13 protein-coding genes are annotated in these 15,622 nt (G+C 73.0%); 6 read left to right on the plus strand and 7 right to left on the minus strand.

Going from position 1 to position 15,622, the window contains the following annotated elements; all coding sequences use genetic code 11:
- Nucleotides 1–21 precede the first annotated feature (21 nt).
- The 3 genes from WQO_RS14240 to WQO_RS14250 all read right to left on the minus strand — a co-directional run bounded on the left by WQO_RS14240 (nucleotide 22) and on the right by WQO_RS14250 (nucleotide 4,457).
- A complete protein-coding gene (locus WQO_RS14240; protein ID WP_010064574.1) occupies nucleotides 22–1,137 on the minus strand; it encodes an ADP-ribosylglycohydrolase family protein in 1,116 nt (371 codons plus the stop codon).
- 166 nt (nucleotides 1,138–1,303) lie between these two features.
- Nucleotides 1,304–2,044, minus strand: coding sequence for a hypothetical protein (locus WQO_RS14245; protein WP_010064576.1), 741 nt, complete (start codon nucleotides 2,042–2,044; stop codon nucleotides 1,304–1,306).
- Between the two features lie 10 nt (nucleotides 2,045–2,054).
- Nucleotides 2,055–4,457: a tetratricopeptide repeat protein gene (locus WQO_RS14250; protein ID WP_010064577.1), complete on the minus strand. Its 2,403-nt coding sequence runs from the start codon at nucleotides 4,455–4,457 to the stop codon at nucleotides 2,055–2,057.
- 214 nt (nucleotides 4,458–4,671) lie between these two features.
- Here WQO_RS14250 and WQO_RS14255 point away from each other — a divergent pair, with 214 nt between their 5' ends.
- On the plus strand, nucleotides 4,672–5,262 hold the full coding sequence (locus WQO_RS14255; protein WP_237274127.1) for a hypothetical protein: 591 nt from the start codon (nucleotides 4,672–4,674) through the stop codon (nucleotides 5,260–5,262).
- Nucleotides 5,263–5,347: 85 nt separating this feature from the next.
- Here WQO_RS14255 and WQO_RS14260 read toward each other — a convergent pair whose 3' ends face one another.
- Nucleotides 5,348–6,151, minus strand: coding sequence for an NPP1 family protein (locus WQO_RS14260; RefSeq protein ID WP_418082109.1), 804 nt, complete (start codon nucleotides 6,149–6,151; stop codon nucleotides 5,348–5,350).
- A 267-nt stretch (nucleotides 6,152–6,418) separates the two neighbouring features.
- Between WQO_RS14260 and WQO_RS14265 the strand changes: the two genes are divergently transcribed.
- Nucleotides 6,419–6,862, plus strand: a complete 444-nt coding sequence (locus WQO_RS14265; protein WP_010064580.1) for a hypothetical protein — start codon at nucleotides 6,419–6,421, stop codon at nucleotides 6,860–6,862.
- A gap of 27 nt (nucleotides 6,863–6,889) precedes the next feature.
- On the plus strand, nucleotides 6,890–7,051 hold the full coding sequence (locus WQO_RS36125; protein WP_158073239.1) for a hypothetical protein: 162 nt from the start codon (nucleotides 6,890–6,892) through the stop codon (nucleotides 7,049–7,051).
- A 45-nt stretch (nucleotides 7,052–7,096) separates the two neighbouring features.
- Here the strand turns inward: WQO_RS36125 and WQO_RS14270 are convergent, their stop codons facing one another.
- Complete coding sequence (locus tag WQO_RS14270) at nucleotides 7,097–9,691, minus strand: bifunctional FO biosynthesis protein CofGH (RefSeq protein WP_058953986.1); 2,595 nt, start codon at nucleotides 9,689–9,691, stop codon at nucleotides 7,097–7,099.
- Between the two features lie 150 nt (nucleotides 9,692–9,841).
- Between WQO_RS14270 and WQO_RS14275 the strand changes: the two genes are divergently transcribed.
- Nucleotides 9,842–10,567 (plus strand): HAD family hydrolase, encoded by a 726-nt coding sequence (locus tag WQO_RS14275; RefSeq protein WP_010064584.1) that lies wholly within the window; start codon nucleotides 9,842–9,844, stop codon nucleotides 10,565–10,567.
- Between the two features lie 274 nt (nucleotides 10,568–10,841).
- Here the strand turns inward: WQO_RS14275 and WQO_RS14280 are convergent, their stop codons facing one another.
- Together WQO_RS14280 and WQO_RS14285 are read right to left on the minus strand one after the other, a co-directional pair.
- Nucleotides 10,842–12,326 (minus strand): peptidoglycan D,D-transpeptidase FtsI family protein, encoded by a 1,485-nt coding sequence (locus WQO_RS14280; protein ID WP_010064586.1) that lies wholly within the window; start codon nucleotides 12,324–12,326, stop codon nucleotides 10,842–10,844.
- A gap of 108 nt (nucleotides 12,327–12,434) precedes the next feature.
- Nucleotides 12,435–13,280 carry an LLM class F420-dependent oxidoreductase gene (locus tag WQO_RS14285; RefSeq protein WP_010064587.1) on the minus strand — a complete coding sequence of 282 codons (846 nt, stop codon included), beginning with the start codon at nucleotides 13,278–13,280 and terminating at the stop codon, nucleotides 12,435–12,437.
- 118 nt (nucleotides 13,281–13,398) lie between these two features.
- On the opposite strand from WQO_RS14285, the gene WQO_RS14290 reads away from it, so the two are divergent.
- Together WQO_RS14290 and WQO_RS14295 are read left to right on the plus strand one after the other, a co-directional pair.
- Entirely contained in the window at nucleotides 13,399–15,015 is a 1,617-nt protein-coding gene (locus WQO_RS14290; protein ID WP_010064588.1) for a CehA/McbA family metallohydrolase, read from the plus strand.
- Nucleotides 15,016–15,097: 82 nt separating this feature from the next.
- Nucleotides 15,098–15,562: an SEL1-like repeat protein gene (locus WQO_RS14295; RefSeq protein ID WP_058953987.1), complete on the plus strand. Its 465-nt coding sequence runs from the start codon at nucleotides 15,098–15,100 to the stop codon at nucleotides 15,560–15,562.
- Nucleotides 15,563–15,622 lie beyond the last annotated feature (60 nt).

The following is a 15,622-nucleotide window of genomic DNA, read 5'->3' on the forward strand; positions in this document are numbered from 1 at the left end:
GGCTTCAGCGGCTCGGGCTGCTCAGCCGCGCGGGTAGCGGGCCAGCCAGCCCGGGGCGACGGCGGCCGGGCTGTGCAGGGCGGGGCCCTGGGTCATCTCCATCGCGAAGTCGTCGGCCAGTTCGAGGAGGGTGGCCCGCCCCTCCAGCTCCGCGAGCCAGGCCGGCGGCAGCGCGGTCTCCCCGTGCAGGGCGCCCAGCAGCGCCCCGCAGACGGACCCGGTGGCGCGGGAGGGGCCGCTGTGGTTCACCGCGAGCCGCAGCCCGTGCCGGATGTCCTCGCTGACCAGCGCGCAGTACACGGCGACGGCCAAGACCTCCTCGGCGGCGTCGCTGGCGCCCAGCGCCTCGATCAGGGCCGGGCCCGGGATGCCCTGCCGTACCGATCCGAGAGCCTGGCGCAGGGCCTCGGTAACCGGCTCGTGGCCGGGGCGTTCGGCGAGGAGGGCCAGGGTGTTCTGGACGGCGCCGTCCAGGCTCTCGCCGCGCGCCAGACCGTGCACGAGTACGGCGAAGGCTCCGGCGGACAGCTGGGCGGCGGGGTGGCCGTGGGACTGGGCCGCGCACTCGACGGCGAGCTGGAGCACGAGGCCCGGCTCCCAGCCGACGAGGAGCCCGAAGGGCGCGGACCGGGTGAGGGCTCCGGCGTCCCGGGCGGCAGGGTTCTTCGGCCGGTCCAGGGTGCCCATCACGGTGTCGCCGAAGCCTCCCAGGCACTCCCGGGCGGGATCGCGGCGGGCGTAGAGCCATTCCTCGGCGGCCAGCCAGCCGTTGTCCTCGCGCCGTTCGTCGGGCCCCCAGTCGTGCTGGGTGGCGGCCCAGCGCAGATGGGCCCGGTGCACATCGGTGGGCGGGTGCCAGGCGCCGGTGTCGCGGCGGACCTGGGCGCGGATCAGGCCGTCGACGGTGAACAGGGTGAGCTGGGTGAGGGCGGTGACGGCGCCGCGTCTGCCGTGCGCGGGAACGTAGTCGACGACCCCTTCGACCCCGTGGGCGGCGCGGATCTCCTCCAGCACGAGCCCGCTGACCCCGGCCCCGAGCGCGTCCCCGACGGCCCCGCCGAGCAGGGCCCCGCGGACCCGGCTGCGGAAGTCCTGCTGCTCGGCCCGGCCCCAGACCGCCGCGGTCCCTGTGCTCACCCCGCCGCCTTCCCGTCACCACGTGCTCTGATGCGCGGGCCTCTGCGGGCGACCGCGCAAGCACTGTAATCGAACGGGGACGGGCGGTAGAGGGGGCGACCGGGGTACGTACGGGTATGTCGACGGACGTCCTTGAGGTCGTTTTTGGGCGGTGGGCGAACGGCCCCTAGGGCAGCTCCCCGCCCCGGGGCCCCCTGCCCATGATCCGGCGCACGTCGTCACGCGTGACGGGGCCTCCCAGGTCGTGCGTCTCCTCATCGGTGACGAAGGGGCTGGCCCAGGTCCCATCTCCACGTCCCGGTCGTGCCTGAGCCGCCGCCGCGGTGAGCACGGCGTCGGCCAGCTCCGCCACCGTACGTCCGCCGCCGGTGTCGATCTGGTCCAGGCCGAGCGCCTCGACCGCGTCCACCATCAGCTCCTGATAGCGGACGGTGCGGTCCAGGAACCGGTCCATGAGCCTCCGCTCCCCCGCCGTCGCCTCCTTGTACCGCCCCGCCGCCCGCACCCGGTCGCGTACGACCGTGTCGTCTGCGGTCAGCCACACAGCGGCCGTACGGGGCACCGTCAGCCGCGCGACCCACGCGGGCCAGAGGGCCGAGCCCTCCAGGACCAGGCCCGGCGACCCGGCCTGCGCGCGGTCGGTGACCAGCTCCTCGATACGCGGCCGGAGCCGTTCGTAGTGGGCGAGGACCGAGGCGATGAGCCCGTCGGTGGTCAAGGTCCCGTAGTGCTCGGCGACATGCGGCGGCACCTCGTGCTCCGGGGTCCGCCAGGGCCGTCCCGGGTGCCGGGCCAGACCGTCCGTGGAGCGGTGCTCGAACCCGAGCCGCTCCGCCACCGCCTCGGCGACGGTCGACTTCCCGGTGTTCGAGGTCCCGCCGATCAGCACCACCCGCACATCGCGCATACCCGCGACCCTACGACCCCGCATGGGAGGCCCCCAGCCGCTCCCGATGCTCCCGCGCCCACGTGTAATCGGGGTCCAGCTCCACCGCCCGGTCCAGGTCCGCCCGCGCCTCCGGAAGCCGCCCAAGCGCTTCCAGTGCGAGGGCCCTGCTGCCGTGGGCCCAGGCGTAGTCGGGGTCCAGGGCGAGGGCCCGGTCGTAGCAGGCGACGGCCTCCTCGTACCGGCCGGTCGCGCGGTACACCTCGCCCCGCTCCCCCTCCGTCCCGGGCAGCCCGGGGTTCAGCTCCTCGGCCCGGTCCAGGTCGGCGAGGGCGCCCACCGGGTCGCCCAGGACCGTGCGGACCCGGGACCGCCGCACCAGCGCCCAGGCGTACTCCGGCCACAGGGCGATCGCCCGGTCGAAGTCGTCGAGCGCCTCCTCGGGGCGGCCCAGCACATGGCGGACCAGGCCCCGGCTGCCCAGCGGCACGGCGTCGGACGGGTCCATCGCGTGCGCCCGGTCCAGGACGGTCAGGGCCTCCGCCAGGCGGCCCATCCGCCGGTACGTCTCGCCCCGTTCCCGTACCGCCCAGGCCCAGGCGGGGGCGATCTCCTCGGCCCGGTCCAGGTCGGCGAGGGCCTCCTCGTAGCGGCCGAGCGAGCGCAGGATCACCGCCCTGCCCTGGTGGGCGCGTTCGCTGCGCGGGTCCACGGCGATGGCCCGCCCGTGGTCGGAGAGCGCGGCGTCCAGCTCCCCCGCCCGGAAGCGGTCCCAGGCCCGCGCCACGAGGGCGGCAGCCCGGTCGGTGTCGGTCAGCTCGGCCCGGGTCAGCAGGAGCCCGAGGGCGGCGGTGGGGCGGGGGCCGTGGTCGGTTATGGCGGCGAGCAGGTCCCGGCCCCACTCCCGCAGTACGGCGTTGTCGGCGTCCTCGCCCGCGTCCACCAGGGTCCGGGCCCAGTGCCGGGCGCGGGACGGCCGCTGGGCGAAGAGTTCGATACCCGCTCTCAGGGCCTCGGGCAGCGCGGTGCGGGGGCGGGCGCACAGCCGGTGGTAGAGCACGTCGAGGGCCGCCCGGCGCCAGGGCTGCTCGGCCCAGAGCCGTTCCGGGTCGATGCCCTCGGCCGCCGCGTCCCGGCGGGCGGCGAAGGCCTCGGCCAGCCGGTCGTGCGCCGCCTTCCACCGCCGCGGAGAGCCGGTGCGCTGGAGGCGGAGCATGGGGGCCCGGACGACGGCGTGATAGCGGGACCGCCCGCTGTACGGCTCGGCGACGAAGGGCAGTTCGAGCAGCCAGTCGTAGAGCCCCGGCACGGCGTGCGGCCCGTCCTGCGGCACGGCGACGGCGACCAGGTCCTCGTCGAACCGGCGGGGCAGCGCGCAGGCGAGCGCGGCCGCCCGGCGGGCCGGGTCGCTCTCCCCGGCCAGGAAGCGTTCGACGGCGGTCGCGTTGGCCTCACCGGCGGCGCCGGGGTTGGCGGCGAGCGTCGACACCAGGACCGGAAGCCCGCCGGAGAGCCGCAGCACGTCCCGTACGACGGGCTCCGCCACCACCCCCCTTTCATGGAGGAGTTGGCGCGATTCGGCCTCCGTGAAGGGCCCGAGCGGCACGTCGGCGACCAGTCGGCCCCGGTCGCCCCAGTGCGCGGGGTCGAGGCGGCGCTGGCCGGCCAGGGTCAGGACGAGGTTGGCGGGCAGTTCGCCGTAGCGCCCGGGGGTGAACAGGTCCGCGAGCCACCGGTCCAGCTGGGGTGCGGTGCGCTCGTAGGTGTCCAGGAACAGGGCGACCCAGGGCACGGCGTCCGCGACCCGGTCGAGCTCGGCGACGAACACCGGGGTGAGGACCTGGACCGGTTCCGCCAGCAGCCGGGCCTCCTCCACCTGCCGGACCCGCCCGCCGAACACGGCCCGCAGCCCGCCCGCACCCCGCGCCAGGACCGCCGGGTCGATGCCCCCGGCCAGCGCCCCGACGACCGGGATCGCCCCGGCGGCGATCAGCCCGGCCTGCGCCGCCGCGAGCGCCCCGGCCGAAGGCCCCGCGCCCTCGTTGTCCGCCGCGAGCCGGCCCGCCGCCTCGTGGAGCGCGCGCCGGTAGGTGGCGAGCAGCCGGTCGAGCGCCTTGAGCGGATGCCCTTGCTCGGCGAACTGCGCAGCGAACGCGGCGAGTACGTCCGGCGCGGAGTCGGCGCTCTCGTCGGCCGAGGCGGTCAGCGCCCCGAACTCCCCTGCGGCCTGCCGCCATTCCCGTAGCAGCGAGGTCTTGCCGACCCCGGCGTTGCCCCGCACATGAAAGACGAACCGGTGCCGGGGATCCTCGGGCGGCAGCATGAAGTTGGCGCGGAAAAGGCCGAGTTCGGCCTCCCTGCCGACGAAGGCGGCACGCCGCCGACTTTCGACGACCTGCTGGAGGGAGAGACGGCGGGGGGTGGACGGAGGCATGGGGCCAGTCTGTCAGCGGCCGCCGCCCCACGGGGGGCCGTACGCCTTCCGGCCCGGGACCGTCATACGCCATGCTCAGCTCGATCATCCACGCCGGCGAGGCGACACCGGCGGCCGCGCGGCCTGCGTCACGGGCGCCTTCGTGCCTACTCAACCGGCCCCTTGAGTACCAGCGCTCATGATCGAGCACCCGCCGCTGCCTAGCGTGGCCAGCATGGACACGGAAGAAGCAGCCACCGCGACAGATCCCTCACCCGTCGCAAGCCCGCGGGGGTTCTACGGCTGCGCGATCGCCCTGATCGTCCTCTTCACGCTGATCGCGCTGGGAGCGTATGCGGTCACCGAGTTCGAGAAGGGCCTCGACGGCGACGGCCAGCTGGAGCAGCCCGGCCCTCCGGGCAGCGTGTCCCAGCCGCTCGGTCCGGGGATGACGGCCCGGTACGAGGACGGGCTGTGGGTCACCGTCGGCCGCCCCGAGCGGCATGACGACGGCACCTACGGCGTCACCGTGACCTTCAAGAACGGCACGGACGGAGAACTGCGCCTCGGCGATGAGGAGTTCTCCGGCACGCTCGGCGTCGAGCCCGGCGAGTCCGGCGAGGATTACGCCTCCGGCGACGGCGTGAGCTGGCTGAACTGGGACGAGGTCGCCTCCGCCCTCGCGCCGCCCCTCCCCGACGGCGAGGAGCGCACCGTCCCGGTCCGTCTGAAGCCGGACCGGAAGGGTGCCCCGGTCACGCTGGAGGTCGCCCCTCCGCACCCCGGCTACCGGGAGACGGCCTACTTCCAGCTCACTCTGGGCTGACGTGCTGATGTACTGACGGGCAGCCCGCCACCGGTATCCGGCGGGACCGGCCCGAAGCCAGCCGCAAGACCTGCCCCGGAGGACTTCAGGCCCAGGGATCGAACGGGATTCCGGCGGGCTTGGAGTTGTTGAGGAGGTTGCGGAAGCGGTCGTCCTTGTCGGTGACCTTGATGGTCGCGGACCCGAAGTCGGCGTTCATGAGTTTGTCGCGCAACTCCGTGCTGGGGAAGCCGTTCCAGTCGACGACCGGGGGGTAGCGCCAGTTGCCGTAGTGGTTCTCCGGAGGCTCGTCGTTGCCGTTGGCGAGGCGGAAGAAGTGCGTGCTCGGCCCGTCCTTGTGGTAGACGGCCTTGGGGTGCGAACCGTCGAACCGCACCTGTGATCGCGGATAGGTCTTGACGGTGCTGTGCTGGGTGGTCGAGACGTAATCCACCTGGTTGGAAGCCTGGTTGACCCAGGAGATCACATGCTCGAAGTCATGCCGGTGCCCGCCGAGCCCACTGCCGTGGACGGCCTGGTCCTTCTCGAAGTAGCTCGCGTAGACGATGCCGCACCAGCCGTTGTTGCACTTCGAGCGGGCGTACGTCTGGGAGTTGTCCAGGTCCCACTGGTCCCGGCAACTGCCGTTGATCGCGCCGCTCGTCTTCAGACCGGGGGCGAGGGTGCCGTCCGAGCCGATGGCGGGAGTCGCGTAGCAGCCGTCGCCGTCGTAGTCGTAGGCGGGCGAGAAGGCCTGCTCGTAACCGCCCGCGTTCTGGGGGAGGCTGCCCGGCGGGTCGGCGTGGGCGGCGGAGGCGGTGCCCAGCACGAGGATGCCTGCGGCGGCGAGGATGGTGGCGGTGCAGCCGACTTTTCGGTTGCGTACGGGAACTGAGTCGGCCGGGGGCATCTTCCTACGGACCTTGCGGGGGAAATCCGACATCGACGGGCTTCGCATGACTTATATCGCTCCTGACTCAGCAGCACGTCACGACAGGTGTGACTCCCGCAAGAATTGCCCGGGTCATGACAGAAGGAAACGGAAGACCGCGCCTCATCTGACCGGCACCATCCGGCAGTCACCCACCCAGCAAACGATCAAGAAGCAAAGATAACGTGGGGGAACAGGCAGCCGCAGAGCGGAAGAAGACTCGACATAAAGCTTCACGGAGGACCTATGGCGTGGGACGAGTGGGAGCAGGCCAAGGCGAGGGCGCAGCAGGGCACAGCCATGCAGCTGAACGAGGTCGCTCCCGAGCGCAGCGGTGGTGGTGACGGAGACATGGTCGTGCACGACAACGTGCTCGGTGCGCTGGGAAACGCGGCCCACAGCCTGCGACAGCACTTCTCCACCGCGTCCGACCACGCCCGGCAGAACACCTTCGACGCGTCCATCCAGCTGTTCAACGACGGGCTGGACATGGGTTCGGCTCTCACCGAACTCCACGACGCCTGGAACACGAAGGCGGGAACGCTCAAGGAGGCATGCGCGCACATCTCCAACCACCTCGACTACTCCCGCGCCCAGCACGCGAAGGACGCGGTCAAGATCGCGACGGACATGCGCACGGTCGGCGGGGACGAACTGTCCGTGTCGCGCATCCACGACTACTACAAGTAGCCAGAACCCAGGGCCGACAACGCCGTGGTGTCCCACACCCGGTCCGTGGTGATGGCCCCGTGCCCGAAGGCCGGGAGGAACTACATCCTCGACCTGGAGCTGCCGAACACCGAGGGCGACCACAGCGACGACATCGAGCGGTTCGTCCGGTCGTACCTGCCGACCGGGCTCGCCGCCACGGGCTGCTGAGCGGGGAGGGGGTGGAAGGCAAAGCCCCCGGCCCCTCCCCCTCCATCAGTTCGGCAGCACCGGCAGCAGCTCCGGCAGATGACCGTCCGACGCCGTGGCCGCCGCGACGCGTTCGGCGGGGACCTCGCCGTAGAGCGTCGTACGGGGACGGGACGGGCGGCCCGCCAGGTCGGCGATGGCCTTCAGGTCCTGGATGGAGCGGTACGAGCCGTAACTCGACCCCGCCATGCGGGAGATGGTCTCCTCCATCAGCGTGCCGCCCAGGTCGTTCGCGCCCGAGCGGAGCATCTCCGCCGCCCCCTCCGTGCCGAGCTTCACCCAGCTCGTCTGGATGTTGGTGATGTGCGGGTGGAGGAGAAGCCGCGCCATCGCCGTCACCGCCCGGTTGTCCCGGTCCGTCGGGCCCGGGCGGGCGATGCCGGCCAGATAGACCGGGGCGTTGGTGTGGATGAAGGGGAGGGTGACGAACTCCGTCAAGCCGCCCGTCTCCTGCTGGAGTTGAGCCAGCGTGCGGAAATGGCCGAGCCAGTGGCGGGGCTGGTCGACGTGCCCGTACATCATCGTCGAGGACGACCGCAGCCCCACCTCGTGCGCCGTCCTGATGACCTCCAGCCAGGTGGCCGTGGGCAGTTTGCCCTTGGTGAGGACCCAGCGGACCTCGTCGTCCAGGATCTCCGCCGCCGTACCGGGGATCGAGTCGAGTCCCGCTTCCTTGGCAGCCGTCAGCCAGTCGCGGATCGACATCCCGGTGCGCGTCGCCCCGTTGACGACCTCCATCGGCGAGAACGCGTGCACGTGCATGCCGGGGACGCGCTCCTTCACCGCCCGCGCGATGTCGAAGTACGCCGTGCCGGGCAGGTCCGGGTGGATCCCGCCCTGCATGCAGACCTCGACCGCGCCGACGTCCCACGCCTGCGCCGCCCGGTCCGCGACCTGGTCCAGGGAGAGCGTGTACGCGTCGGCGTCGGTGCGGCGCTGGGCGAAGGCGCAGAAACGGCAGCCGGTGTAGCAGACGTTGGTGAAGTTGATGTTCCGCGTGACGATGTACGTGACGTCGTCGCCGACCACGTCCCGGCGCAGCGCGTCCGCGATCCGGCACAGCTCGTCCAGTGCCGGGCCGTCCGCGTGGAGCAGGGCGAGGGCCTGGCCGTCGGTGAGCTTCGTCGGGTCGTCGGCGGCCTGGCTCAGCGCCTGGCGTACGTCGACGTCGATGCGGGACGGGACCATCCCGGGGGCCGCCGCCTCGCGGAGCGCCTCCCAGTCCCCGTACACCTCGTCGAAGTCGTCGCGGCGGTCGCCCGTGCGGCCCTCGGTGTCGATGGTGGCGTGCAGATCGGTACGGCCGGAGGAGGTGAACCCCTCGTCGGGCTCCTGCCAGGGCAGTCCGGCCGGAATCGCACCCTCGCGGGCGAGGCCCGTCTCCGGGTCGGCGAGCGCACGGACGTGCGGGAGGAGCCGGGGGTCGAGCCAGGGCTCGCCGCGCTGGATGAACTCGGGGTAGATGGTCAGGCGTTCGCGGAGCGTGAAGCCCGACTCGGCGGTACGCGCGGCCAGTTCGTCGATGTGCGGCCAGGGGCGCTCGGGGTTGACGTGGTCGGGGGTCAGCGGCGAGACCCCGCCCCAGTCGTCGATGCCCGCGCCGATGAGCAGCGCGTACTCCGCGTCCACCAGGTTCGGCGGGGCCTGGATCCGGGCGGACGGGCCGAGGATGTGCCGGGCCACCGCGATGGCGGCGGCCAGCTCCTCCAGCTCCGCGTCGGGCATCCCGCGCATCGCCGTGTCCGGCTTGGCGCGGAAGTTCTGCACGATGACTTCCTGGATGCCGTGGTAGGCGCGGGCCGTCTTCCGCAGCTCGAAGAGGGAGTCGGCGCGCTCCTCGTACGACTCGCCGATCCCGATCAGGATGCCGGTGGTGAAGGGGACGTTGGAGCGCCCCGCGTCCTCCAGCACCCGCAGCCGTACGGCCGGCTCCTTGTCCGGGGAGCCGTGGTGGGGGCCGCCCGGCTCGGACCACAGGCGGGTCGCCGTCGTCTCCAGCATCATCCCCATCGACGGGGCCACCGGCTTCAGCCGCTGGAGGTCGGTCCAGGTCATGACGCCCGGGTTGAGGTGGGGCAGCAGGCCCGTCTCCTCCAGGACCCGGATCGCCATGGCGCGTACGTACGCGAGGGTGTCGTCGTACCCCTCCGCCTCCAGCCACTCCCGCGCCTCCGGCCACCGGTCCTCGGGGCGGTCGCCGAGCGTGAACAGGGCTTCCTTGCAGCCCATCGCCGCGCCCTCGCGGGCGATCTTCAGCACCTCGTCGGGGGACAGGAACATCCCGTGGCCCGCGCGGCGCAGCTTTCCGGGGACGGTGACGAAGGTGCAGTAGTGGCACCGGTCGCGGCAGAGGCGGGTGAGCGGGATGAAGACCTTGCGGGAGTACGTGATCACGCCCGGCCGGCCCGCCGCCTCCAGGCCCGCGTTCCGGACGCGGGCGGCGGACGCGGCCAGATCCTTCAGGTCGTCGCCGCGCGCCTGGAGCAGGACGGCGGCCTCGGTCACATCGAGGGCGACACCGTCGCGGGCACGTTTGAGCGCGCGCCGCATGGCGTTGGAGGTGGGACGTCCGCTCTGAGGATCGGGATCGGGATCGGTCATGAACCGAGCATACGAGCGAGGCGCGGGTACCGGACCAGGGCCCGGGACCTGTATGTGCAGGCCGTGGGGTGCTCCAGGTCACTCGTGCGGGCCGACTCACCCGGATGATGCCCCGTCGGCGGCGTCCTCGCGCCTAGTGTCGGAACGGTGATGGAAACGATCGTCCTCGACATCGGCGAAACCCTCGTACGCGACGACCGGTACTGGGCGTCCTGGGCCGACTGGCTCGGCGTACCGCCGCACACGCTCGGCGCCTTGGTGGGTGCGGCCGTCGCCCAGGGCCGCGAGGCCACGGACGCGCTGCGGATCCTGCGGCCCGACATGGACGTCGAGGAGGCCTACCGCGCGCGGGCCGCCGCCGGGCGCGGCGAACACCTCGACGAGTCGGACCTCTACCAGGACGTCCGGCCGGCACTGGGCGAGCTGCGGGCCGCGGGCGTGCGGGTCGTGGTGGCGGGGAACGGCACGGTCCGGGCCGGGGAGCTGCTGCGGGCGCTGGACCTGCCCGCCGACCTGGTGGTCACCTCGGACGAGTGGGGCGTACGGAAGCCCGACCCGGAGTTCTTCGCGCGGGTGGCCGAGGCGTCGGGCGCGGCCCCGGAGGCGACGCTGTACGTGGGCGACCACCCGGCCGACGATCTGTTCCCGGCCGCCGCGGCGGGGATGCGGACGGCGCATCTGCGGCGGGGGCCGTACGGGCACTGGTGGGCGGACCACCCGGACGTGGTGGAGACGGCGGACTTCCGTATCGACGCGTTGACGGAGCTGGTGGGGCTGGTGGGGTCGCCGGACCCGGGCGGGACGGCGGCTCCGGACGCGTCGGCGGACGAGGAGCCGAAGGTGGTGCGCCGGGGCGCGTTGAGGTCGGTGCGCTGACCGCATCCGCCGGTCCGGGGTGGCTCCTTCCAGCCCGTCCGGCGTTTGAGGACGGAGCCCTTGTCTCGGAGGGCGTGAGGACAGACAGGGACCTGGGGCTCGGGACCCCGTAGCGTCACCCGGAACCGCCTGCACGGTTCCGTCCTCAAACGCCGGACGGGCTGAGGGGGTCACCCGCACAGGCGCGGTCGGCCCACGCCGGCCGGGCTGGGGTGGGCACCCGGCCCAGGTGGGGCGGACGCCCGGAACGGCTGAGAAGCCCCCAAGACACCCCCTAGTCCCCCAGCACCGCCTGCATCACGCTCTTCGCGATCGGGGCGCCCAGGCGGCCGCCCGAGATGTCCGAGCGGGAGATGTCCATGTCCGTCGGGTCGATGAACACGGCGACCGCGACCGAGCGGCCGTCGTCCTTCTTGCCGTAGCTGACGAACCAGCCGTACGGGACCTCGTCCTGGACGTTCACGCCGCGCTGGGCGGTGCCCGTCTTGCCGCCGACCGTCACACCGTCGATCAGGGCGCGCTGGGCGCTGCCCTCCTTCGCGGTGTGCTCCATCATCTCCTGGACCTTCTTCGCCGTCTCCGGCGAGACGGCCTGGCTCATCTCCGTGGGCTCGTTCTTCTCCAGCGTGGAGAGGTCCGGGCCGCGCAGCTCGTCGACGATGAAGGGCTGCATGAGCTTGCCGTCGTTGGCGAGGGCCGCCGTGACCATCGCCATCTGCATCGGGGTGCTGGTCAGGCTGCCCTGGCCCATGCCGGTGAGGGCCGTGCCGGGCTTGTCGAGCTTCGGCGGGTAGAGGCTCTTCGTGGCGAGCATGTCGCCGAACTCCTCCGCGTACACGTCCTCGTTGAAGCCGAACTTCTCCGCCGTCTCCCGCATCCGGTCCTCGCCCAGTTCGGCGGCCGCGTCGAGGAAGACGTTGTTGCAGGAGTACTGCATGGCGGTCTTCATCGACGCCTTGCTGCACACGGCGTCGCCCGCCTCGCTGCCGATCTTGTTGGTCGAGAGCGGCAGGGGGTACGGCGAGACCGCGTCCGTCTTCGCGTCCACATCGGTGACCACACCGTGCTCCAGCGCCGCCGCGGCCGTGAGGATCTTGAAGGTGGAGCCGGGCGGGTAGGTCTCGCGCAGCGGGCGGTTGGCCAGCGGCTTGGCCTTCTTCTTCTCCAGCGCGGTGAAGCGGTCGCTCTCCTTGAACGAGATACCGGCGAAGACCTCTGGGTCGTACGAGGGCGTCGAGACCAGGGCCAGCACCTTGCCGGTGCTCGGGTCCAGGGCGACGACCGCACCCCGGGCGCCCAGGTCGGTCAGCCCCTTGTAGCCGGCCTTCTGCGCCTTGGCGTCGATCGTGGTGATCACGTCGCCGCCGCGCCGGGGCTGGCCGGTCAGGACGTCCTTGGCGTGCCGGAAGGCGAAGCGGTCGTCCTGGCCGCTGAGGACGCTGTCGTAGGTCCGCTCCAGCAGTGAGGTGCCCCGGGACTGGGAGGCGTACCCGGTGACGGGGGCGTACATCGCCCCGTCCTTGTTGGTCCGGCGGAACGCGTAGTCCCGGCTGTCGGTCTCCTTCGAGCCGGTGATCGCCTTGCCGCCGACGATGATGTCGCCGCGCGGGGTGGAGAACCGCTCGAACCGCACCCGGGCGTTGTGCTCGTTCTGGGCCAGCTCCTGGCGGTCGACGTGCTGGAGCCAGTTCGCCCGCAGCAGCAGGGCCAGCACCAGCAGCCCGCAGAAGATGGCTATGTGCCGCAACGGCCTGTTCATTCCACTCCCCACCCGGGCGGGCCTGTGGCCCGCGTATAGCGATCCCCGATGAATAAGGATGCCCTGTACGCGGGCCCGGTTGCACCGGCGGCCCCGGAGGGCCCCTTCTCACAGGTACGCGGCGTACGCGTCCAGGGTCCGCAGCACCTCCGCTTCGTCCGCCGGGGGCAGCTGGAGCACGACCTCCTCGATGCCCAGCTCCGCGTAGTGGGCGAGCTTCCCGGGGCTCGGCTGGACCGCGTACGGCACCACCTGGAGGCCCTTCGGATCGCGCCCGGCCTCCTCCCAGGCCGCCCGCAGCTTCGGCAGGGACTCGGTGAGACCCCCGCCGCCGATGGGCAGCCAGCCGTCCGCGTACTCTGCGATGTGCGCGAACAGCTTCGGGCCCGCCCCGCCGCCGATCAGGGTGCGCGGGCCGTTGACCGGGCCGCGCGGCCGCTGGAAGGGCTTCGGGTGCGCCTCGCTGGCCTGCACCGACCCGAACGCGCCCGTGTACCCGGTCGGCTCGTCCGCCCACAGGGCCCGCATCAGGGCCATCCGGTCCCGGACCCGGTCCCGGCGCGTCGGCCACTCCACCCCGTGGTCGGCGGCCTCCTCGACGTTCCAGCCGTAGCCGACGCCGAGCGTGAACCGGCCGCCGGAGAGGTGGTCCAGGGTGGCCGCCTGCTTGGCCAGGTCGATCGGGTCGTGCTGGGCGACCAGCGTGATGCCGGTGCCCAGGGTGAGGCGCTCGGTGACGGCGGCGGCCTGGCCGAGGGCGACGAACGGGTCCAGCGTCCGGCCGTACTCGCGGGGCAGCTCACCGCCCATCGGGTACGGCGTGCGGCGGCTGACCGGAATGTGCGTGTGCTCGGGCAGATACAGCCCGCCGAACCCCCGCTGCTCCAGCTCGCGGGCGAGCCTGACCGGGGTCACCGTCTCGTCGGTGAGGAAGATCGTGGTGGAAATCCGCATCGAAGCCACCTCCGTGGTCGTCGTCGTTCCGTACGTCGTCTTGTACGCCGTCCCGTTACGCCGTCTTGTTACGCCGTCCTTCTGTACGTCGTCCTTGCGAAGCGCCAACGTAAGCCGTATGTCGGCGAAATCCGAGACCGTGACGGCCATGAACACCGCCATGAACACCGCCGTGAACCGGCGCGGCCTCCTCGCCGCGACCGCCGCCACCGGCCTGACGTTGGCCCCCGTGGACTTCGCCCGAGCCGAGGACCGCCCCGGGCCGGGCTCCGACGGCCCCCACCGCACCCGGACCGTGCGCGGGACCCTGCCCGTCGGATCGCCCGACTATGTGTACCTCCCGGTCGAAGTCCCGCGCGGCGTGGCCGAGTTCGCCGTCTCCTACACGTACGGCAAACCACCCGTCCCGCCGGGCGTCCAGGGCAACGCGCTCGACATCGGCCTCTTCGACGAACGCGGTACGGCCCTGGGCGGGCGCGGCTTCCGGGGCTGGTCCGGCGGGGCGCGCACCGGGTTCTTCGTCCGGTCCGACGCCGCGACCCCCGGCTATCTCCCCGGCCCGGTACGTCCCGGCACCTGGCACATCGCCCTGGCCCCCTACACCGTGGCCCCCGAGGGCCTCCCGTACGAGGTGACCGTCACCCTCCGCTTCGGGGATGCGGCCCCGACCCCCGAGCCTGTCTACCCGCCCGAGCGGGGCAGGGGGCGCGGCCGGGCCTGGTACCGGGGCGACTGCCACGTCCACTCCGTCCACTCCGACGGGCGGCGCACCCCGGCCGAGGTCGCCGCCGCCGCGCGGGCCGCCGGGCTCGACTTCATCAACAGCAGCGAGCACAACACCACCTCCGCGCACACCGCGTGGGAGGGGCTGTGGGGCGACGACCTGCTGATCCTGACCGGTGAGGAGATCACCACCCGCAACGGGCACGTGCTGGCCGTCGGCACCGACCCGGGCGTCTTCGTCGACTGGCGCTACCGGGCCCGCGAGAACCGCTTCGGCCGGTACGCGCACCAGGTGCGCCGGGCCGGCGGGCTCGTCGTGCCCGCCCATCCGCACGCCACCTGCATCGGCTGCAACTGGAAGTTCGGCCTCGCCGAGGCGGACGCGGTCGAGGTGTGGAACGGGCCCTGGACCCCGGACGACGAGGTCGCCCTCGCCGAGTGGGACAACGCGTTGGTGGCCTCCGTACAGAACGCGGACGTACGGAACACGGACGTACGGAACACGGACGACGGGCGGACGCGCTGGCTTCCCGCGATGGGCAACAGCGACGCCCACCGCGAGCCGGACCGGCTGGGCCACCCGCAGACCGTCGTCCTGGCCGAGTCGCTGTCCCGGCGGGCGATCCTCGCCGGCATCCGGGCGGGCCGCTCCTACCTCGCCGAGTCCGCCGCCCTGACCCTCTCCTTCGCCGCGACGGACGGGCGGGGCGGGCACGCGGGCATCGGCGAGCGGCTGCGGGCGGCGGCCGACGCCCCCGTGACCGTACGGCTGGAGGTGTCGGGTGCGGCCGCCGACTGCACGGTGCGCCTGGTCACCGACCAGGGGGTCCTGCTGACCACCTTGCTGCCCGCGACGGGCGCGGGCGTGGTGGAGTGGCGTACGACCCCCGCCCACGCCGCGTACGTACGCGCCGAGGTCCGGCACCCGCCGGCCGTTCCCGGGCTGCCGGGCGCGTTCGCGGCGCTCACCAATCCGGTCTTCCTCGACGTGGCGGCCGGTGCGGGGGGCTGAGCAGCGGGACCGGTACGGCGGGCCGGGAAGCGGGAAGGGACGAAGCACGCGCGGCGGAGAGGCCGGGCGGAGAGGAGCGGGCATGGGACCGGGGCTGGGGTACTTCCTGCTGCCGGCGGGCGGCGCGCTGAGCCTGACCGGGGTGGTCACCGGCAACGGCACGCTGATCAGCCTGAGCTGGATCATGTGGGTGCTGGGGATTCTGCTGATCCTGGGGAACCGGTACCGCCGCCCCGCCGATCCGCGCGCACTGGCGGTCGCGGCCGCCGCCGGGGACGCCCGGGCGGTACGGGGCCTGCGGACGCTCGCCCTGACCGCGCGGGCCGAGGGGCGGCCCGACACGGCCGAGCGGCTGCTGCGGCAGGCGGTGAAGGCCGGTGACGTGGAGTCGATGTGGGAGCTCGGCCGCCTGGTCGAGCACCGCGAGGGCCTGGCGGCGGCGGAGCCGTGGTTCCGGATGGCGGCGGAGCGCGGGCACGCGGTGGCCAAGCGGCTGTTCCGGCCGGGCGGCGCCCTGCACCCGGACGGGGCGGACCCGGCGCCGTGACGCCGGGCGGGCACAGCGCCGTCGGCCGGGCGGGTCCCCCGTCTCGCAGGACCCGGCCCG

It is taken from the genome of Streptomyces globisporus C-1027 (assembly GCF_000261345.2).
GTDB classification, from domain to species: domain Bacteria; phylum Actinomycetota; class Actinomycetes; order Streptomycetales; family Streptomycetaceae; genus Streptomyces; species Streptomyces pakalii.

Coding starts and splice junctions, on each gene's coding strand:
- WQO_RS14245 (WP_010064576.1), bottom strand. CDS start 2,044: ATGCGCGATGTGCGGGTGGTGCTGATCGGCGGGACCTCGAACACCGGG.
- WQO_RS14250 (WP_010064577.1), bottom strand. CDS start 4,457: ATGCCTCCGTCCACCCCCCGCCGTCTCTCCCTCCAGCAGGTCGTCGAA.
- WQO_RS14255 (WP_237274127.1), top strand. CDS start 4,672: ATGGACACGGAAGAAGCAGCCACCGCGACAGATCCCTCACCCGTCGCA.
- WQO_RS14260 (WP_418082109.1), bottom strand. CDS start 6,151: ATGCCCCCGGCCGACTCAGTTCCCGTACGCAACCGAAAAGTCGGCTGC.
- WQO_RS14265 (WP_010064580.1), top strand. CDS start 6,419: ATGGCGTGGGACGAGTGGGAGCAGGCCAAGGCGAGGGCGCAGCAGGGC.
- WQO_RS14270 (WP_058953986.1), bottom strand. CDS start 9,691: ATGACCGATCCCGATCCCGATCCTCAGAGCGGACGTCCCACCTCCAAC.
- WQO_RS14275 (WP_010064584.1), top strand. CDS start 9,842: ATGGAAACGATCGTCCTCGACATCGGCGAAACCCTCGTACGCGACGAC.
- WQO_RS14280 (WP_010064586.1), bottom strand. CDS start 12,326: ATGAACAGGCCGTTGCGGCACATAGCCATCTTCTGCGGGCTGCTGGTG.
- WQO_RS14285 (WP_010064587.1), bottom strand. CDS start 13,280: ATGCGGATTTCCACCACGATCTTCCTCACCGACGAGACGGTGACCCCG.
- WQO_RS14290 (WP_010064588.1), top strand. CDS start 13,399: ATGTCGGCGAAATCCGAGACCGTGACGGCCATGAACACCGCCATGAAC.
- WQO_RS14295 (WP_058953987.1), top strand. CDS start 15,098: ATGGGACCGGGGCTGGGGTACTTCCTGCTGCCGGCGGGCGGCGCGCTG.